At 70.6% G+C, this 19,399-nt stretch carries 17 protein-coding genes; 3 read left to right on the top strand and 14 right to left on the bottom strand.

Annotated features, from left to right (window positions below; genetic code table 11):
* Positions 1-22: 22 nt before the first annotated feature.
* From AC16DP_RS08000 to hisG, 12 genes are all read right to left on the bottom strand, one after another.
* Positions 23-298, bottom strand: a complete 276-nt coding sequence (locus AC16DP_RS08000) for a hypothetical protein (RefSeq protein WP_329730941.1) — start codon at positions 296-298, stop codon at positions 23-25.
* A 112-nt stretch (positions 299-410) separates the two neighbouring features.
* Positions 411-4,283 carry a Kelch repeat-containing protein gene (locus AC16DP_RS07995; protein ID WP_329730975.1) on the bottom strand — a complete coding sequence of 1,291 codons (3,873 nt, stop codon included), beginning with the start codon at positions 4,281-4,283 and terminating at the stop codon, positions 411-413.
* Positions 4,284-4,530: 247 nt separating this feature from the next.
* Positions 4,531-6,732, bottom strand: a complete 2,202-nt coding sequence (locus tag AC16DP_RS07990) for a carboxypeptidase-like regulatory domain-containing protein (RefSeq protein ID WP_329730940.1) — start codon at positions 6,730-6,732, stop codon at positions 4,531-4,533.
* Positions 6,733-6,777: 45 nt separating this feature from the next.
* Complete coding sequence (gene hisIE, locus AC16DP_RS07985) at positions 6,778-7,413, bottom strand: bifunctional phosphoribosyl-AMP cyclohydrolase/phosphoribosyl-ATP diphosphatase HisIE (protein WP_329730974.1); 636 nt, start codon at positions 7,411-7,413, stop codon at positions 6,778-6,780.
* Positions 7,413-8,186, bottom strand: a complete 774-nt coding sequence (hisN, locus tag AC16DP_RS07980; RefSeq protein ID WP_329730939.1) for a histidinol-phosphatase — start codon at positions 8,184-8,186, stop codon at positions 7,413-7,415. Before hisN ends, hisIE begins: the two co-directional genes overlap by 1 nt.
* A complete protein-coding gene (gene hisF / locus AC16DP_RS07975) occupies positions 8,187-8,945 on the bottom strand; it encodes an imidazole glycerol phosphate synthase subunit HisF (protein WP_329730938.1) in 759 nt (252 codons plus the stop codon). It lies immediately after the preceding gene.
* Position 8,946: 1 nt separating this feature from the next.
* Positions 8,947-9,483, bottom strand: coding sequence for an imidazoleglycerol-phosphate dehydratase (locus AC16DP_RS07970; protein ID WP_329730937.1), 537 nt, complete (start codon positions 9,481-9,483; stop codon positions 8,947-8,949).
* Positions 9,480-10,193: a 1-(5-phosphoribosyl)-5-[(5-phosphoribosylamino)methylideneamino]imidazole-4-carboxamide isomerase gene (locus AC16DP_RS07965; protein WP_329730936.1), complete on the bottom strand. Its 714-nt coding sequence runs from the start codon at positions 10,191-10,193 to the stop codon at positions 9,480-9,482. The genes AC16DP_RS07970 and AC16DP_RS07965 overlap by 4 nt, the downstream gene beginning before the upstream one ends.
* The gene (gene hisH / locus AC16DP_RS07960) at positions 10,190-10,783 is read right to left on the bottom strand and encodes an imidazole glycerol phosphate synthase subunit HisH (RefSeq protein WP_329730935.1); all 594 of its coding nucleotides are present in this window, start codon (positions 10,781-10,783) and stop codon (positions 10,190-10,192) included. Before hisH ends, AC16DP_RS07965 begins: the two co-directional genes overlap by 4 nt.
* A complete protein-coding gene (locus AC16DP_RS07955) occupies positions 10,780-11,817 on the bottom strand; it encodes a pyridoxal phosphate-dependent aminotransferase (RefSeq protein ID WP_329730934.1) in 1,038 nt (345 codons plus the stop codon). The genes hisH and AC16DP_RS07955 overlap by 4 nt, the downstream gene beginning before the upstream one ends.
* Entirely contained in the window at positions 11,814-13,115 is a 1,302-nt protein-coding gene (hisD, locus tag AC16DP_RS07950) for a histidinol dehydrogenase (protein WP_329730933.1), read from the bottom strand. The genes AC16DP_RS07955 and hisD overlap by 4 nt, the downstream gene beginning before the upstream one ends.
* Positions 13,112-13,966, bottom strand: a complete 855-nt coding sequence (gene hisG / locus AC16DP_RS07945) for an ATP phosphoribosyltransferase (RefSeq protein WP_329730932.1) — start codon at positions 13,964-13,966, stop codon at positions 13,112-13,114. Before hisG ends, hisD begins: the two co-directional genes overlap by 4 nt.
* Positions 13,967-14,320: 354 nt before the next feature.
* On the opposite strand from hisG, the gene AC16DP_RS07940 reads away from it, so the two are divergent.
* A complete protein-coding gene (locus tag AC16DP_RS07940; protein ID WP_329730931.1) occupies positions 14,321-14,743 on the top strand; it encodes an NAD(P)/FAD-dependent oxidoreductase in 423 nt (140 codons plus the stop codon).
* Positions 14,744-14,853: 110 nt separating this feature from the next.
* The gene (locus tag AC16DP_RS07935) at positions 14,854-16,176 is read left to right on the top strand and encodes an HD domain-containing phosphohydrolase (protein ID WP_329730930.1); all 1,323 of its coding nucleotides are present in this window, start codon (positions 14,854-14,856) and stop codon (positions 16,174-16,176) included.
* Positions 16,177-16,256: 80 nt separating this feature from the next.
* On the opposite strand, the gene AC16DP_RS07930 is transcribed toward AC16DP_RS07935, so the two are convergent.
* Both AC16DP_RS07930 and AC16DP_RS07925 read right to left on the bottom strand, forming a co-directional pair.
* Complete coding sequence (locus AC16DP_RS07930; RefSeq protein WP_329730929.1) at positions 16,257-17,009, bottom strand: Imm52 family immunity protein; 753 nt, start codon at positions 17,007-17,009, stop codon at positions 16,257-16,259.
* A 12-nt stretch (positions 17,010-17,021) separates the two neighbouring features.
* Positions 17,022-18,608: a Tox-REase-5 domain-containing protein gene (locus tag AC16DP_RS07925; RefSeq protein ID WP_329730928.1), complete on the bottom strand. Its 1,587-nt coding sequence runs from the start codon at positions 18,606-18,608 to the stop codon at positions 17,022-17,024.
* Positions 18,609-18,802: 194 nt separating this feature from the next.
* On the opposite strand from AC16DP_RS07925, the gene AC16DP_RS07920 reads away from it, so the two are divergent.
* On the top strand, positions 18,803-19,399 hold a 597-nt coding region (locus tag AC16DP_RS07920; RefSeq protein ID WP_483956666.1), incomplete at its 3' end, for a serine/threonine-protein kinase.

Raw genomic sequence — 19,399 nt, 5'->3', positions numbered from 1 at the left:
ATGCACATCACGCGCATGGGTTTCAATCGCCCGGCTCCTCGTCCTCCCTGAACTTCTCGTACGGGTCCCGGACAGGTCCTACCCGGACGAGCACGAGGCGCAACCAAGAATCCCCAGGCCTGAGGCGCAGGGGACCCCGAGGCCCGATGCCGTGCGAGGCGTCGAAGTCATGACCCAGTGCCGCGGCGAGCACCACCGCCCCCGCCACGGGGCCCTTCGAGCCACGCACCAGCCCTCGGATGGGGAGGCGCGTGGCTCGGGAAGCGGCGGGAGCGGCCTGGAACAGGGCCCAGGGCACGGAGTGGGTGCTGGAGACGGATGCACGGGGGCCCGTGGGGGTCTCCCGGTGCGAAGCCGAGGGCGGACTTCGGAGGGTGAGGGGCGGCGCCAGAACAGGCTGCGTCCGGGAGCTACTTCACGCCCGGGTCATACAGCTCCGCGGACGCCTGGTCGCCGTTGCTCGTGCCTCCGGCCACCAGCACCCTGTCGGAGTCCAGCAACGTGGCGGTGTGCTGGTAGCGCGCTACGCCCAGGCTCGCCACCGCGCACCACAGGCCCGTGGCCGGCTCGTACACCTCCGCCGACGTGTGGATGCCCGTGGCCTCGTGGTAGCCGCCCACCACCAGCACCTTGCCCGAAGCCAGCACCGTCGCCGTGTGGTAGCGCCGCGGCTGGCCCATGCTCCCCGCGGAGCTCCACTCCCCGCTGACCGGGTCATACACCTCCGCCGTGGCGCTCGCGGGCGCCTCCTGCCCCGCTCCACCCGCCACGAGCACACGGCCCGAGGGCAGCACCGTCGCCGTGTGGTAGCGCCGGGCCGTTCCCATGCCGCGAACGGAAGCCCAGGCGCCAGTGGCCGGGTCATACACCTCCACCGAGGCCAGCAGCGCTCCCCCCGAATCCGTGCCTCCCGTCACCAGCACCTGGCCCGAGGGCAGCACCGTCGCCGTGTGGTTGCGGCGCGCCGTCCCCATGCGTCCGGTGGCCGTCCACAGCCCGGTGGCCGGGTCATACACCTCCGCCGAGGCCAGCAGCAGCCCGCCATCATCCAGCCCGCCCGTGACGAGCACCCGCCCATCCGTCAGCCCCACCGCCGTGTGCTGGCGGCGCGCCATCCCCATCCGGCCGGTGAGCGACCACAGGCCCGTGGCCGGGTCATATACCTCCACGAAGTCGCCGCTCTCACTGCCATCCCCGCCCGCCACCAGCACCCGGCCATCCATCAGCGGCGTCGCCGTGTGCTCGCGGTGGGTGGCCAGGGCACTGCCCGTGGCCGTCCAGCTCCTGGTGGCCGGTTCGTACAGCTCCGAGGCCCACGTGTAGCCCCCCACCACCAGCACCTTGCCTCCGGCCAGCCGGGTGGCGGTGTGCAGCAGGCGCTGCGCCGACAAGCGGCCGGTGGTGCCCCACCCCGTCGTGGCGGGCGTCGCGGAGCACACCGGCTCGCCCACCACGTCCACCACGCGCGTGGCACTGGCCGTGTTCCCGGACGCATCCGTCACCGAGTAGGAGACGGTGTAGCGCCCGGCCTCCGTCGTATCCACGGCGCCGGAGATGGCCACCTGCGAGGACAGATCTCCCTGGCACGCATCCGAGGCCGTCGCGCCCTGCTCGGTATACGCGTCCAGCCCGCGGCGCAGCGTGAGGACCGCCGGCCCGTTGAGCACCAGCTCGGCAGCCCGCGTGTCCACCACCGTCACCGGGAAGACGCAGCTCGCCGCGTTGCCCGCTCCATCCATGGCCGAGCAGCTCACGGGGGTGGAGCCCAGGGCGAAATGGCTGCCCGAGGCTGGCGAGCACACGGGGCTCACCGCGCCGCAGGCGTCCCGGGCCGAGGGCGCGAAACTGGCCACCGCCCCCCCCTCGCCGCACTCGAGCGCCGGCACCGCCGGGCACACCAGCGAGGGCGCCGTCTCGTCGAGCACCGTCACCGTCGCCTCACACGAGGCGCTGGCGCCCTGCGAGTCGGTGCAGGTGAGCGTCACCGGGTGCGTGCCCTTCGCGTAGGGGCCCGCAGGTGACTGCGTGCACGTCACCGCTCCGTCCTCCGGGTCCTCCGAGCCATCCTCCACCGAGGCACTGCCCTGGCACGTCCCATCCGCGGGCAGCCGCACGTTGCGGCAACGCGCCACCGGCGGGCGGTTGACACACGTGGAGTCCGCGCAGCTCGGGCCATCGGCCGGGTCATCCCAGACGAGCTCCTGGAAGCCGGTGGCCGGCGCGGGCAGCCCCGCGCTGAAGGCGGACACCTTCACCGTGTTGCCGCACGTCTGGAGCGACACCGGGAAGGAGAAGCCCGGATCGATCCCGCAGTTCGTGCAGTACGTCACCTCGGGGCCATCGCCCACCTGGTACCAGATGCGATCCACCTCGGCGGGGCTGCTCTTCACCACGCCCGACACCGTCACCGAGCCGCTCGCCGCACAGGACGGCCGCGGGTGCAGGTTCACCGCCAGCGGCGGCACCAGCTTGAGCCGCTGGCCGCACCCCAGGGTGAACTGCTGGGGCCGGAAGGTGGCCGTGTTCACCTGGCCGCTGTCGTTGACGAAGCTGGCCCCCGGCGTCAGCGTGTAGTCCCCCTGTGGCAGAGCCAGGCGCACCGAGCCGCTCGACGCGGCGTAGGTGATGGCCTCGGCCTCCGGAATGCCCACCGCCGCGGGGATGCCCCACATCGTTCCCGAGACGGTGTAGTCCGCGGCCACGCCCCGCCAGTCCGTGCCCTTGAGCCGTCCACTCACCACCACGGACGGATTGAAGAAGCGCTGGCCCGCCGTCGAATACTCGAGCTGCACCTCATTGAAGCAGTATTCGTGGTCCACCCGGTGCTGCTGCCCGGGGCCGAGCAGCGCGGAGGGGCTCTTCTTCTGGGAGAGGTCGAGCCAGCCATGGCGATAGCTCGCCGGATCATACGCCCCGGGCCGGGTGACGCGGGTGTACCCCTGCGTCCAGAAGCCGAGCCGGAGCATCTCCTGGGTGGAAGTCCTGGGCTCATCATAAGCGCTCATGAGCGCCTGCTCGTAGCTGGAGCTCAGCTCTCCCCGCGCCGTGTCGAACGCGTTGCGGAACGACGTGGAGGACCAGCCGTCACCCACCCTCGCCCGCAGGGACGTGCTGTACCGGCCGGTCTGGAAGAAGGAGGTGTAGTTGGGCCGCCCGTCCTTGTTGCTGTCATGATCCGCCTCGAAGAAGAGTCCCTCCAGGGAGCTGGAGGCCCCCGGGTTCGCGGCGACGTAGGGATCCGCCAGGCGGATGGCCCCATGGATGTACGCGGGCCGCATGACGAAGGGGTAGCGCGGGCCCCCTGCCTCTTCCCGAGACACCGGCAGGGTCCGCCCCGCGACCGCTGTGATGGGGCCAATGGTGGGGGTATTGAACCAGGTGAACTCGCGTCCCGCGCGCAGATGCCCGCGGCCCCAACTCGAATATTGACCCGGCACGAGGTTCGGGGCCGTCCACCAACGGCTCGGCTCCGAGACCGGTGCCCTCACCACATCAAGGCCCGAGGCGCTCACCCGGCGGACATTGCTATCGGGTCCACCGTGGATCGAAACGGACCGCTCCCACAGCGTCTGCTCGCCCACGATGTCCCAGGGTCCGGTGAGAGCCCCCAGTTCTCCGGGTCCCGGAACGGCGATGCACACCTTGACGACCTCGTCACAGGCCGCGCTCCACTCCACATCCCTCGACAGGGTACGCGAATCGGTGGCGAGACTCGTCCCCACCCGATACACCACCCTCGTCTTCCCGCTCGTCCCCCCACGAACGAAGGAGTTGAGACGTCCCGAAGTGTAACGGCCCTGGTAGTGGCCGCCCCAGTAGACGTCGAACACCCCCACGGGTTGGGCGCACGTCTCGTCGGTGCCCCACTGGAGCTGCACCACCCCGGTACACTCCTGGAATTCCAGCTCGGCCGGCTCGGGCTGCTGATGGAGGGGACGGACCCTCACGCCCGTGGCGGGCTGGAAGGAGTAGACGGCGTCGTCGGGGATGAGCCTCGACGTCCAACGCGGAGCCACCGTGTAGAGGATCCCGGTGTCGCCCCCCACGCTCGACTCCACGGACAGCTCGAAGTCGAACCCGTTCCTCATGCTCGTCAGGTTGCGCAACTCCGAGCGCGCCTGGTAGCCCGTGGGGCTCGTGCTGGTGGCCGTCACCAGCGCCAGACGCCGGGGGTCCGTCTCCAGCATCTGCAGGATCTCCGGGTTCTGGTTGGTGAACCGCACCCGGCCCTGGATGACGTTGGGTTGCAGCACCACACCGCCCTCGGCCGCGTCCTGCCTCACAGACAACGTCTGGGGTTCATCTCCCCCTCCGGCGGGTCCGCAGCCCACGGCCCACGCACAGACCCACGGCAGGATCCTCTTCCGAAGACTCACCTTCGTCATTCAGCCTCCCTGGCGTTTGAACGGCCTGGAGACTTTCGCCGAGAGTGAAGAGGAATGACATGGCTTTTGTATGACTTTCAGTGGGCCCGGCGAAGCCCCAGCAAGAGAGGGATTGTCTGGAATGGAAGACATGGCCCAGAGGGTTTCAATCGCCCAACTCCTCGTCCTCCCTGAACTTCTCGTACGGGTCCCGGACAGGTCCTACCCGGACGAGCACGAGGCGCAACCACGAGTCTCCAGGCCTGAGGCGCAGGGGACCCCGAGGCCCGATGCCGTGCGAGGCGTCGAAGTCATAACCTGGCTCCCAGACGTGCAGGAGGAGCTCCTCGCCCGCGAGCTCGTGGAAGGAGAAACGGCCGTCCTCATCCGTGCTCACGCCCCGGAACGACCAGCCGCCTCCCACGTCCTCGAACTCCTGGGGCGCTCTCACGCGCAGACGGATTCGCGGAATGGGATTGCCGCGCGGATCCACCACCACTCCCGACACGGGCCTTCCCGTTGGGACGAGCAGCTTCAGCCGGGTCTCGCCCCCTCCGAGCGAGATGAGCTGAGAGGCCGCACGGACGAGCGTGTTCTCATCCAGCTCCGCGGCGAGCCGGTAGCGCCCCGCCTCGGGGACCGAGAGCGCGAAGCGTCCCCAGGCATCCGTCTTGTCCCCGTCGAGCTGCTCGCGGAGCTTCCCGGAGCCCTCGGGCCAGAGCCCCACCGCGACACCAGGCATGGGCATGCCCGCCTCGTCCACCACCTCTCCCACCACGGAGGGAAAGCGCTCGGCGACGACGTGCTGGCTCGATGGGGCGAGCACCTCCACCGCGCGGTAGCGCACCCGCCGGCCTCCGATGTGGAGCATGTGGCGCCCGGGCTGGGGCGCGATGAGGGAGAAGCGTCCCTCCGGTCCCGTCTGGACCTTGTCCCAGACTCCCTTCTCCCAGCCCTCGAGCGGCGCCAGCACCGCGTACTCGCCCTCGATGGGCCGCTCCTCCGTGTCCACCAGGACGCCGTCGACGCGCAGCCAGCGCGTCAGGGTGAAGTCCACGGTGCTCTCCCCCGCCGGGAGGGTCCGCTCGGAGTGGTGGAGCTGGAAGTCCTCCCGCTTGGAGACCTCGAAGCGCACCGGGCCGGGCCACACCGGAGCCAGCCGGTAGCGCCCCTCCGCGTCCGTCTCCACCAGCAACAGCACCGAGCTGCGCTCCAGCCTCAGATTCGTGGAGACATGTGCCCCCTCGATGGGTTGCCCCGAGTCGTCGCGTACCACCCCGTGCACCTCGGCGGCTGGCGCCAGCTCGAGCGTGATGTCCGTGCGCTCGAGCGTCTCCTCGAAGATGGGCACCTCCGCGCTGGCACCCTCCCCGGCGTGCGTGGCGAAGAGCTTCTGGAGCCCGGGCCTCAGTCCCTCGAGGAAGAAGCGTCCCCGCGCGTCCGTGAAGGTGACGGTCTCGTCCCCGAAGGCGAGCGAGTGAGCCGTGGCCAGCACCTTCGCCCCCGCCACCGGAGCCCCCGCGCGCAGGACGAGGCCGGAGATCCGCCTCGGGCGCTCCAGGAAGAAGGTCTTGTCCGTCTTCGTCGAGTGGAGCGACAGCCTGTCGGTCTTGCTCCTCAGGCCCTCCTTGGAGACGACGAATGCGTACTCGCCAGGAGGGAACGGTCCGAGCTGGTACCGGCCGCTCGCATCCGTGAGCGTCTCGAAGAAGCGGCTCTCCGCGTTGAAGATGGCGGTGACGAGCGCGCCCGGAACGGGATCGGAGCCGTCATCGACGACCTCGCCCGACAGCCGCACGCCCGCGCCGAGCCGCAGCTCCACCCCCTCCTCCCCCGCGGCCACGCCGTGCCGCAGGCCCGTGCCCTCGGCGCTCTCCACCCAGAGCGTGTACCGGCCCGCTTCCAGCTTCTCCAGCGTGAAGGAGCCATCCGCCCCCGTCGTGGCCCGGCCGAGCACGGGCACCTCGCCCTGGCGCTGTGCCACCCACTCCGCCAGCTCCGCGCTCGAGGAAACAAAAGCGCAGTCGAGCACCGTCGCTCCGGAACGAAAGCCCCTCCCCTTGCACGGCAGTGTCGAGAGGGACTCCCCGTGCACCGGCGCCGACGCGAGCACCACCGCCCCCGCCACGGGACCTCGGGCCCCCAGCACGCGGCCACGGATGTGCAGGCGTGGGTCCTCCGGGGTTGGGGGAGTGTCCTGGAACAGAGCCTGGAGCAGCGATGCGGAGCTCGGACCGGACGCACGCGCGGGGGCCTCGGCTCCTCGCGCGGGGGACCCGGGTTCACCCCGGAGGACGAGCCACAGCACCAACACGAGGCCCAACAGCAGCACGGAGAGCGAGGCTCCGAGTATCCACCGGCGTCTCATCAAACTCTTGTTCCCAAGTGGGGTTCGGTACGGTGACGGGCACCCTCACCCCGTCCCTCTCCCGGCGGGAGAGGGAGTTCTTCCCGCCCGGCGCGCGAGCACCGCCTTCACGTCATCCAGCGTGATGCCCAGCGGCCGCACCGCCACCAGCACGTGGTAGAGCACGTCCGCCGCCTCCTCCATCGCGCGCTCCTTGTCCCCGTCCGCGCACGCCGTCACCAGCTCCGCGCCCTCCTCGCCGATCTTCTTCATGCGCAGGTTGCGGTCGTCCAGGAGCCGCCGCGTGTAGCTCGGCTTCTCCCCCGGCTCCGGCGCTTTCGCCGCCCGCTGGGCGATGGTGCGATCCAGCTCGACGAGCGCGTCCACCGGACCGATGTCGAAGCAGGTCTCCGCCCCGGTGTGGCACGCCGGGCCCGCCTTCGTCACGCGCGCCAGCACCGCGTCCCCATCGCAGTCCGCCGTCAGGGACACCACGCGCTGCACGTTGCCGCTCGTGCCGCCCTTGTGCCACAGGCCCCGCGTGCGCGAGCGGTAGTACATCTCGCCCGTCTCCAGCGTCTTCTCCAACGCCTCGCGGTCCGCGTGCGCCACCATCAGCAGGTCGCCCGAGTGCGCGTCCTGCGTCACCACCGTCACCAGCCCGTTGCCCTTGGTGAAATCCAGCTTCGACAAGTCCAGCATCATGCCCTCTTCGCACCCAGCAGCTCGCGCACCTGCTCCGCGAGCGCCGCGTTCGTCGCGATTCCATTGCCGCCGAACGAGGTCCGCGTCCCCGTCCAGTCCGTGAACACTCCGCCCGCCTCCTCGACGATGGGCTGCAAGGCCGCCGCGTCCCAGGGCGACAGCAGCTCGTCCACCATCACCTCCGCCCGCCCCGTGGCCAGCAGCAGGTAGCCGTAGCAGTCACCCCACGTCCGGGCCACGGCCGCCTTCGCCGTCAGCGCCCGCCACTTCGCCCCTCTGTCCGGGTGCACCAGGAAGCGCTCGTCCGTGGACAGCACCACCGCCTTGGACAGGTCCGCCTGCTCCGACACCCGCGTCCGCTTCCCGTTCCACCAGCACCCCTGCCCCGGCGCCGCCACCAGCATCTCCCCCACCGGCGGGAAGTACGCCGCGCCCGCGAGGATCTTCTCGCCCTCCGCCACCGCCACCAGCGTGCCCCACAGCGGCACGCCCCGGATGAACGTCTTCGTCCCGTCGATGGGATCCAGGATCCACCGGCGCTTCGCCCCGGCGCGCGTCTCGCCGAACTCCTCCCCGAGGATGCCGTCCTCGGGGAAGCGGGCTTCAATCCACTCGCGGGCCGTCTTCTCGGCGGTCCGGTCCGCCACCGTCACCGGCGTGCCGTCGCCCTTGGTGTCCACCGTGACGCCCTGGCGGAAGAAGCCCAGGGCCACGTCGCCCGACTTGCGAGCCACTTCCTCCGCCGCCTGCATCAACGTCTGCGCATCCATTCAGAGGCTCCTGATCCCGAGGCCGCTCTTCTGGAGCAGCTCCTTGATCGCCCCGACCGTGGTGACGCCGTCGTGGAGGATTCCCGCCACCAGCGCCGCCTCCGCCTTCCCCTCCTGCAACGCGGCCCGGACATGCTCCGCGTTGCCCGCACCACCCGAGGCGATGACCGGAACGTCCACCTGCTCGGCGATCGTCCGCGTCAGCTCCAGGTCATACCCCGAACGGGCCCCGTCCCGGTCAATGCTCGTGAGCAGGATTTCACCTGCCCCCCGCTTCACGCACTCGCGCGCCCACGTCACCGCGTCCAGCTCCGTGGCCTTCTTGCCGCCGTGGGTGTACACGCGCCACCGGCCGCCGTCCCGCTTGGCGTCGATGCTCGCCACCACGCACTGGGCCCCGAAGCGCTCGGCGCACTCGGTGAGCACCTCGGGACGGGCCACCGCCGCCGAGTTGAGGCTCACCTTGTCCGCGCCCGCCCGCAGCGCCCGGCCCACGTCATCCACCGTGCGCACGCCGCCGCCCACCGTGAGCGGGATGAACAGCCGCTCCGCCGTGCGGTGCACCAGGTCCCACAGCGTGCCGCGCTCCTCGTTGCTCGCGGAGATGTCGAGGAACGTCACCTCGTCGGCGCCCGCCTCCTCGTAGCGCATGGCCAGCTCCACGGGGTCGCCCACGTCGCGCAGGCCCTCGAACTGGACGCCCTTCACCACGCGCCCACCCTTCACATCCAGACAGACGATCAGCCGCCGCGTGAGCATCTCACTTCACCTCCAGGGCGACCGCGCCCTTCGTGCTGAACACCACTCCCGAGTCCACCATCGCATCCCGCAGCGCCATGCCGAGCGCCTTGAAGGCCGCCTCCGTCACATGGTGGCTGTCCTTGCCGCGAAGAATCCGCAGGTGCAGCGTCACCCTGGCGTGCTCGCAGAACGAGCGCATGACGTGCTCGTACAGCTTGTTGCGCAGCGGCCCCCGGTAATAGAAGCGCCCGGCCACGTCGATGCAGGCCTGCACCAGCGCGTCGTCCATGGGGATGGTGCGCTCGCCGTAGCGGGCCGCCGTGGCGGGAATCACCTTGTTCACCGCCGTGCCCAGGGTGATGGCCACGTCCTCCATGAGGTGGTGCCGCAGGTCTCCCCGCGCGTGCAGCGTCAGGTCCAGGCCCGCGTAGCGCGCGAAGGTGGACAGCATGTGATCGAAGAAGGGCAGCCCGGTGTCCACCCTGGCCACGCCCTTGCCCAGGGCGATCTCCACGGTGACCTTCGTCTCCTTCGTCTCGCGAACGATGGTGGTCATGCGAACCCCCGTGCCACCTCGGTGGCGTCCAGCTTGCCCGTGTACAGCGCCATGCCGATGACGGCCCCGAAGGCCCCCACGCGCCCCAGCGCCCGCAGATCCGCCACCGTCGTCACGCCTCCCGAGGCGAACAGCGGATGCCGGCTCGCCCGGGCCACCTCCTCCATGAGCGGCAGGTCCACGCCCTCCATCTGCCCCTCCTTGTGCACCGCCGTCACCAGCAGGCCCCCGAGCGACAGGGGCTCCAGCGTCTGAAGCACGTCGGAGATGTCCAGGGCGCTGCCCGACGTCCAGCCGCGCGTCACCACCTCGCGGCCCTTCACGTCCGCGGCCACCACCACCCGGCCCGGGAAGCGCTCGGCCACCTCGCGCAGCCACGCCGGATCCTCGATGGCCTTGGTGCCCACCACCACGTAGGAGGCACCCAGCGCGAGCACCGCCTCCGCCTTGGCCATGCTCCGCACCCCGCCGCCCACCGAGAAGGTGAGGCCGGGCTCGTGGGTCAGCAGCATCCCGATGGGGCCCTCGTTGGAGCCCTTGCCGAGCGCGGCGTCCAGGTCCACCACGTGGAAGGTCTTGAAGCCGAACGAGCGCCAGCGCTTCAGCGCGTCCAGGGGATCCTTCACCCGCACCCGCTCGTCGGCGTAGGAGCCGCCCACCAGTTGCACGCAGGCGCCCTCGCGCAGGTCGATGGCAGGAATGGCGATCACTTGCGCACCTCCTCGAGGAAGGCCTGCACGAAGCGCACGCCGGCCGCCGAGCTCTTCTCCGGGTGGAACTGCACGCCGAGCACGTTGCCGCGCCGCACCGCCGCGGGGAAACGGTCCTCCTCGTGCGTCGTCCAGCCCACCACCACCCGGGGCTCATCGGCGCGGCAGACGAAGCTGTGCGCGTAGTAGACACTGCCCAGCTTCGCGCTCTTCAGGGCGGTGTCCTCCTCCACCGAGTTCCACCCGATGTGGGGCACGCGCCGCGAGCGCAGCTTCGTCACCTGGCCGCGGAAGAAGCCCAGGCCCCAGCCCCCGCCCTCGTCGCTGGTGTCGAACATGAGCTGCATGCCCAGACAGATGCCCAGGCACGGCAGGCCGTCCTCCAGGGCCTGCCGCATCTGGTCGCGCCCCGGCTCCAGCCGCGCCGCCGCCGCACCGAAGGCACCCACGCCCGGCAGCACCAACAGGTCCGTGTCGAGCGCCCGGATCGGATCCTCCTGCACCCGCACCTCCACGTCCGGCGCCGTGGCGAGCGCCTTGGCCAGCGAGTGCAGGTTGCCCGCTCCGTAGTCGAATAGTGTCACTCTCACCGCAACGTCTCCCGCAGCGCTCCGAGCGCCGCCTCGATCTGATTCCACGGGGCGCAGCCGATGCGCAGCGCGTCCCCGATGCCCTTCAGTCCCTGGAATGCACGAACGTTCACGTCCCGCTGCCGCATCCGCTCGGCCACCGCGGGGGCGCCGGGCAGCGGCACCATCACGAAGTTGGCCTCGGACGGCAGCGTCTTCAGTCCCAGCTTCCCGAGCTCGTCCACCAGCCGGGCGCGGATGGCCAGCGCCTCCTCGGCCCGGGCCTTCATCCACGGCACGTCCTCGGACAGCGCCGCGGCGGCGATGCGCTCGGACAGGCCCGTCACCTTGTAGGGACCCCGGGCCTTCTCCACCTCGGCGATCAGCGTGGGGTTGCCCACCGCGTAGCCCACCCGCAGGCCCGCCAGCCCGAAGGCCTTGGACAGCGTGCGCGTCACCAGCACGTTGGGCCGCGAGGCCAGGTCCAGGTGGCTCTCCCGGGCGAACTCGGCGTAGGCCTCGTCGAGCAGGACGATGCCGGGCGCGGCGTCCATCAACCGCTCCAGCGCGGCGCGCGAGGCCACCGTGCCCGTGGGGTTGTTGGGCGAGCACACATAGATGAGCTTCGCCCCCGTGGCGAGCAGCCCGTCCACGTCGATGTCGAAGTCCGCCTTCAGCGGCACGGCCGCGTAGCGCAGGCCGTTCACCTTCGCGAAGTAGGACATCATCACGAAGGTGGGGTCCGGGAAGGCGATGACGTCACCGGGCTCCAGGAAGGCGCGCAGGGTGCTGTCGATGACGTCGTCCGAGCCGCACCCGGTGGTGACGCGCGAGGCGTCCACGCCGGTGTAGCGGGCCACGGCCTGCTTGAGGTCCGGCGCGTAGCCCACGGGGTAGCGGCTCACCTGGGCGGTGGCCGTCTCCCGCAGGATGCGCTCGGCGGCCGGGGGCATGCCGAAGAGGTTGGTGTTGTCGCTCAGGTCCACGCCGCACTTCACCTTGGAGGGAGAGTACAGCGGGATGTCGCGGTAGGAGGCGCGCGAGGGCAGGCTCATGACTTCCTCCAGCCGCGAGCGGCATCGGCGTGGGCGAAGAGGCCCTCGCTGTCGGCCAGCAAGCCCACGTCATCGGCGAGCCGGGCCGCCGCGTCGCGCGTGACACGCTGGTACGTGGTCCACCGGTAGAAGTCGAGCACGCTCAGCCCCGAATACGCCCGGGCCAGGCCGGCGGTGGGCAGCACGTGGTTGGCGCCCGTCATGTAATCGCCGTAGGCCACCGAGGCGTACTGGCCCACGAACACCGTGCCCGCGTTGCGCGCCTTGGGCAGGTCCGCCATGGGCGACGTGGTGGCGATGAGCAGGTGCTCGGGAGCGAACTCGGCCACGAAGGGCCAGGCCTCCTCCAGCGAGTCCACGCTCAGCACCGCGCCGCGCTCGCTCAGGGCCCTGGTGACGATCTCCTGGCGCTTCGCCCGGGCCGCCGCCCGCTCCACCGCCGTGGCCACCGCCTTGGCCAGCACATCGCCCACCGTCACCGTGACGCAGCAGGCATCCGGATCATGCTCGGCCTGGGCCAGCATCTCGCGCGCCACCGCCTCGGGGTCCGCCGAGCTGTCCGCCACCACGAGGATCTCACTCGGGCCGGCCGGCGCGTCGATGGCCACCGCATCCACCACCTGCAGCTTGGCCGCGGCCACGTAGGCATTGCCGGGGCCGACAATGCGGTCCACCCGGGGCACGCTCTCGGTGCCGTAGGCCAGGGCCGCCACCGCACCCGCCCCACCGAGGGCGAAGACACGATCCGCGCCAGCCAGGGCCGCCGCCGCCAGCACACCCGCCGAGGGCTTCCCATCCGGGCCCGGCGGCGAGCAGACGATGACCTCGCCCACCCCGGCCACCTTCGCGGGCACCACGCCCATGAGCACGCTGCTCGGGTACACGGCGCGGCCACCCGGCGCGTACACGCCCACGCGCCCGAGCGGATCCGGCCGGCGGCCCACGATGATGCCCGGCTCCGTCTCCACCTCGGTGGCCTGGGGCTTCTGCGCCGCGTGCGCCTTGGCGATGTTGCGCGCCGCGCGGGCCAGCGCGTCCTTCAGCTTCGGCTCCAGCGAGGCCAGCGCCGCCTCGCACTCCGAGCGGGGCACCTCCAGGGACTGCAACTCCGCGCGGTCGAACTCGCGCGCCATGTCGCGGAGCGCCTTGTCTCCATCCCGGCGCACGCGGGCGATGATGTCCGCGGTGCGCTGGGCGACGCGGGCATCCGACGTGCCCGTGCGGTCCAACAGGCGGCGGCGCGCCTCGGGGGACAGCGTGGAGAGCCGTCCCCGGTATTTGAGCAGGGAGGGGTTCACGGCATCAGCCTCTCGATGCGGGTGACGAGGATGCCCTCGCAGCCGAGGTTCTTCAGGGCGGCGATGGTGCGGTAGATGCTCTTGGCGGGCACCACGGCGTGCACGGCCACGAAGTCACCGCCCTGCACGTCCACCACGGTGGGGCCGTTGAGGCCCGGGAGCACCTCGCGCACGGTGGGCAGCACGCGGCGCGGCACGTTGGCCATCAGGTAGCGCTTGCCCCGGGCCGCCAGCACCGAGCTCAGCGCCTGCCGCAGCTCCTCCAGCTTCGCCGCCGCCTCGGGTGCGTGGTTCTTCCGGGCGATCAGCCGCGCGCTCGACTGCACCACGGTCCCCACCTCGAGCAGGCCGTTCATCTTCAGCGTCGAGCCCGTGGACGTCAGGTCCACGATGATGTCCGCGATGCCCAGGTGCGGGGCGATCTCCGTGGCGCCCGACACCGGCACCACCGTCACCTTCTGCCCGCGCTTCGTGAAGAACTCGGCCGTCAGCCGCGTGAAGGAAGACGCCACCCGCACCCCGTCCTGGATGTCCTCGAGCTTCTGGATGCCGCTCTCCTCGCGGGCGGCCACCACCAGCCGGCATTTGCCGAACTCCAGGTCCATCAGCATGTCCAGGTCGCGGCCGGACTCACACACCAGGTCCCACCCGGTGACACCGGCGTCGGCGGCACCATCGGCGACGAACTCGGGGATGTCCTGGGCGCGGACGAAGATGGCCTCGAACTCGCCGCCGAGCGACGCGGTGAGGGCTCTCTCTCCCCGGACCTTCACTTCCAGGCCGGCATCGTTGAACAGCTCGCGAACCTCTTCGGACAGGCGGCCTTTGTTGGGCAGGGCAATCTTCAGCATCGTGGGTACCTGGGGGTTGGGCGGACGAGCGCGGAAACGAAAAAAGCCCGTCCGGGGTGGGACGGGCTTCCGTTCACTGCGGCGGGTGCATCGGGGGGCGTCTTACGCGTCAACCCAAGCATGCGCACGGCGAGCGGTCCCGTCGGGGGGCCGATGATGATGCGCATGATGATGGGGGTTGGACGCGAAACGCACGGGACCACTCAGTAACCGAGACACCCCCGTCTCGTCAACCCGGCCTTCTCACAAAGCTGGAAAACCCCGCTTGCAAACCCCTCCCCGAGCGAGCACAAGCGGGCGCGATGCGTGACGCCGACGTGATCATCGTGGGTGGAGGGGTGATGGGCTGTGGCGATGGTGCAGTTGCAGACCCGGCTGCCGCTCTTCTCCCACGTGGTCTTCTCCGACAAGGGCTACCTCATCCCCCGAGCGGATGGCCGGGTCCTCGCCGGCAGCACCCTCGAATTCGCGGGGTTCGAGAAGAACGTCACGGCCGAGGGGCTGCACCGGATCCTCGCCCTGGCCATGGAGCTGTGCCCGGCGCTGGGCTCGGCCCCGGTACAGGAGACGTGGGCGGGACTGAGGCCCTACACCGACGACCACCTCCCCATCCTGGGGGCCGGACCCCTGCCCGGCCTCTTCCTGGCCACGGGCCACTTCCGCAATGGCATCCTCCTGGCCCCCCTCACCGCCCGGCTCATGGCCCAGGCCGTCCTCGGGGAGACCCCCTCCGTGGACCTCACACCGTTCCGTTTCGAGCGCTTCCCCCGCCGCTGAGCCGCCGGGGAGACATTCCACCCCCCCGACAACCCGGCCGAGCGGCCGGAAAAGTCGAAAAACCTCGTCGGGTTGGCCTTCCGCGGCCCGATCCTCCTAGAATCCCCCCCGTGGAAGCCATTCCTCCCGTACCTCCCCGGATCCTGATCGTCGACGACGACGATTCCGTGCGCGACGTCATCTCCGTCCTCCTCAGGGAGGAGGGATACAACTGCGTGGTGGCCAGTGGCGCCGAAATGGCCCTGGACATCGCCAGTCAGGAAGAGACGCCGCTGGTCATCAGCGACATGAAGATGCCGGGAAAGGATGGCCTGTGGCTGCTCGAGCAGCTGCGTGAGCGCTATCCGGACACCTCCGTCATCATGCTCACCGGCTACGGCGACACCGAGTCCGCCGTGGACTGCCTGCGCCGGGGCGCTGTCGACTACCTCCTCAAGCCGCCCAAGCTCACGGATCTCATCCGCGCCATCGAGCGGGCGCTCGCCAAGCGCCGCATCGAGCTGGCGCGCAAGCGCTACCAGAAGAAGCTGGAGCGCAAGGTCCGGGACCGGACCACCGAGCTGCGCAATGCGCTGCGCGACATCGCCCACACCTACCAGTCCACGCTGCTGGCGCTGGTGGCGGCGCTGGACGCGCGCGAGCACGAGACGTCGGACCACTCGCAGCGCGTGGTGCGCTACACGAGCGCCGTCGCCGAGCGCATGGGCATCAAGGGCCAGGAGCTGGAGGAGATCGGCCGGGGCGCGCTGCTGCACGACATCGGCAAGATTGGCGTTCCGGACGCCGTGCTGCTCAAGCCGGGCAAGCTCACGCCCGAGGAGTGGCAGGAGATGCGCAAGCATCCGGACATCGGCTTCCAGATGATCCAGAACATCCCCTTCCTGGCCACGCCGGCGCAGATCGTGCTGTCGCACCAGGAGCGCTGGGATGGGCAGGGCTACCCGCGCAACCTGAGGGGCCAGGAGATCCACATCGGCGCGCGCATCTTCGCCGTGGCGGACACGCTGGACGCGATGACGAGCGACCGGCCCTACCGCAAGGGCACCACCTTCGCCAACGCCATCGCGGAGATCACCCGCTGCGCCGGGACGCAGTTCGATCGCGACGTGGTGAGGGCCTTCCTGGACATCGGCGAGCAGGCGCTCATCAAGATCAAGGAGGACATGCACCTGCGGAAGCTGACGCTGGTGCAGGCGGAGGCGCAGGCGCAGGAGGCCGAGGCCACCCTGGCCCGGCTCACGGATGACCTGGACGACATCGACCAGAGCATCCCCGGCCCGGGCAGCCCGGGTCCGGCGCCTCGGGGTGCGAGCCCCGCCGCCACTCCCCCTCCCGCGCCGGCGGTGGGAACCCAGGCCACGGCCAACCGTCCGGAGCAGCCCGTCGTCCTGTCGGTGCTCGCCGGGGGCCGCCAGGGTAACTCACGCGACTGAGAGGGCCTCGGGCTCTCAACGGACTTCAGGTGTAGACCTCTACACCTGAGCAGGGAGGAGCCAGCGGTTTCTGGCGCGAGTCACTCGCTGGCGGGCTCGGGCCGAGGGAGCTGGATGAGACCGGCCCGGTCGAGCAGCTCGCGCACGCGGGCGGTGAAGGCCACGTGCTCGGGGTTGCTGGCCGTCATGGGCTCGGGCGAGAGCACCAGGAGCCAGCCCAGCGTCCCCACCGGCTCGATGCGCACGGGCGCGGGCAGCGGCGGCAGCTTCCCGAGGCGGCGCGACAGGTATGTCAGCCAGCCCACCTGCCGCTCCCACTGGCTCTTTTCGACGAGGCGGACCATCTCGGTTGAGCCGACGATGGCGTAGTCGGGGTCCCACGCCGTGGCCATGCACGTGAGCACCTCGGCCAGCGCGGGCGCACGCAGCAGCCGCTCCCGGACCGCGCCCTGCCTGGGGGGGTAGAGCAGACACAGATTGGGGCCTCCCCACGGCGAGTATTTGCCACAGGAGAGGTGGAGTTTCGTGGCCTCCTTCTTGGCATTCCACACATACTGGCGGAAGCCCAGATCCTCGATGACCTCCCTGCCGACGTCGGTGCGATTCCGGCCCTTGAGGAAGAGGGACTCCCACTCCTTCAGCTCCGGGCGGACGGGCCAGCCCGGCAGCTCGCGGGGGAAGCCACGGCCCGCCCCGTACCATTGGGTGAACGTCGGGTCACACCGCGCCAGCATGTGGAAGAAGAGCTCCGCGCGCCGCGCACACTCCAGCGCCGTCTCCTGGCGCGGGCCCCAGTACGCTCCCACGTAGTAGTCCTCATCGGCCTCTTGCATGCGTGCTCCTTTCTACTGCACGGGCCGCGTGTGGTGGACCGTGATGTTCTTCCAGTTGTTGTCCTTGAAGAGCTTGCGAAGGAACTCCGCCACCTTGGCGTCGGCGACGTGCCAGCTCACCGGCATTCCCAACCTCTGGGCCATCCTCGACTGATTCTCCGCTTGGTCCATGAGCTGCGTGAACCCGCCAGACGCCTCGAACCAGGCCTTGGGCGTGCCGTCCGCCTCGAAGAAGGAGCAGTAGCCGGGGCCCTTGGCCTCCAGCAGTTCCCCCAGCTTGATGCCGTCGAACTCCAGTTTCCCAATCATGTACACCCACCACGCGGGCCGCCCCGTCACCTGCTCCTGGTAGTCCTGGGAGCGCTTGGACTCGTTGGTGGGCTTCTTGTACGTCCACCTGCCGGGGCTCCGCGCCGGAGCCTTCTGGGACGCCTTGCCCGCCTTGCCGCTCGCGCCGCCGGTGTTGCCGCCCCGGCCCTTTCCCGCCATGTGGAGGATGGAGAGGGCGCTCAGGTCCACGCCCACCGTGCCCGCCGAGCCCGCCACCACGGCTTCGCCCAGCACCAGCTCGCCCCTGGCCGTGAGCGACAGCCCTGGCAGGTCCGCTCCCAGTCCGCCCATGCGGCCCACCGTGGCCCGTGCGCCTCCCAGCAGCATGAGCAGGTGCGTGGACAGGCGCGCCGCCTCCCGTATCTGGTCCTCCCTCGACATGGCCCCGTAGCGCGCGAAGTACTCGGGCGAGGTGGCTATCAGGTACGCCACCGTCGTGGGCAACTGCCCCAGGTCCTCCAGCGTGCGGATGGGGTTGAGGACCGAGTGCGCCAACGCCAGCGTCATCTCCCCCAGGGCCTCCTGGGCTCCGTCGAGCGCGGCGTTGAGCGGGTCCCTCCCCAGGCCCCGTTCCGCCAGGGGCTCGCTGTCCTCGCGCCGCAGGGCTTCGTTCACCGGGTAGAAGACTCCACCGTGTGAAAAATAGAAGCCTCCCACCACGAGGCGGCCTACCGTCCACTCTCCTTCCACCAGTCGCAGAGGGCCCCGGCGCTGAAGAGGCGTGCCATCGAGCGCGGCCACCAGGTAGCCGTCCGGACGCACCATCACCAGCCACACGAAGCGCTCGGCGCGCCACTTCAAGTCGGCGTACTCCACGCGCTCGCCCCCCTCGAGCACCTCGCGCAGCAGCCAGCCCAGCGCCCGGCGTGGGGCGAAGCTCCGCTGTGTCACCGGCGTCTTGGCCAACCGGCCCAGCAGCTGGCGCGCCTGCTCCACGTAGAGCGCCGCGCCCGCCGGGTGACGCCCCTCTTCCCCGAGGCCACTGGCCTCCTGCACCCCCTGGAAGAAGTCCTCCGTCTGGAAGAGTTCCTCCGTCTGCTCGGGGAAGCCCCCCGCGGAGCCCTCCGGCGCTCCAGGCGCGGCGGTGGCAACGAGTTGCCGCGGTTCGGAATCGCCACGCAGCGCGGTGGGCCGCGAGTGGAGCCCGAAGCCGCTCGTCAAACTCGCGCGCGGAGGGGCCGTGGCGCACCCGCCGAGCAGCACGGCCACGGCCATGGTCAGAACGAGCGCGCCGAGCCGGTCGCCGTGCACCCCGAGATGAGTGGACATGCCCTGGACTTCAGGGGAACAGGACAGGGGCGGTCAAGTCACCAGGTAGGAACAGACAGGGCTTTCCTCATGGGTAGGACGGACTTCGAGATGGACAACGAGGACCACCCCCTTCAGGCGCCCGCGTCGTGAAACACGCGCCGCGGGCCGCTGGGGGCCAGCGGAGACGAAAGCCGTGCTAGACCTTGGAGGTCATGAAGCCAGCCCGACTCATGAAGACAGTCTCCTTCCAGCCCCTCGCCCGTGGAGACAAGGTGGGGGAGTACGAGGTGGAGGCCTCGCTGGGCGCCGGGGGCCACGGCCTCGTCTTCAAGGTGCGGCGCGCCGGGCTGCCCTTCGCCCTCAAGCTGCTACGCGGCCGGAGCCTGGAGGCCCGGGGGCAGCGGGAAATCAGCATCCTGCGGCGCATCCAGCACCCCAACGTGGTGGGCTTCCACGCATGCGGCAGGTGGCCCCACCCGGTGCACGGCCCGCTCTACTTCGTCATGGACTTCGTGGAGGGCCGGACGCTGGAGCAGTGGGCCCTGGAGGACAACCCGTGCGCGCGCTGCGTGGCGCGCGTGCTGCTGGAGCTGGCGCGGGCGCTGGCGCACCTCCACGCCCGGGGCGTGCTGCACCGCGACCTCAAGCTGGAGAACATCCTGCTGCGCACCTCGGACGGGGTGCCGGTGCTGGTGGACTTCGGAATCGGCTGGCTGGCGGAAGAGCCCCCGCTCACGCATGGCACACTGCCGCCGTGCACCGCCGAGTACCGCAGCCCCGAGGCGCTGCGCTTCGCGCGCGCGCACACC

This window comes from Archangium sp., assembly GCF_057119385.1.
Note: the sequence above shows the minus strand (reverse complement) of the source record. Positions and strands in the feature narration are given on the sequence as shown.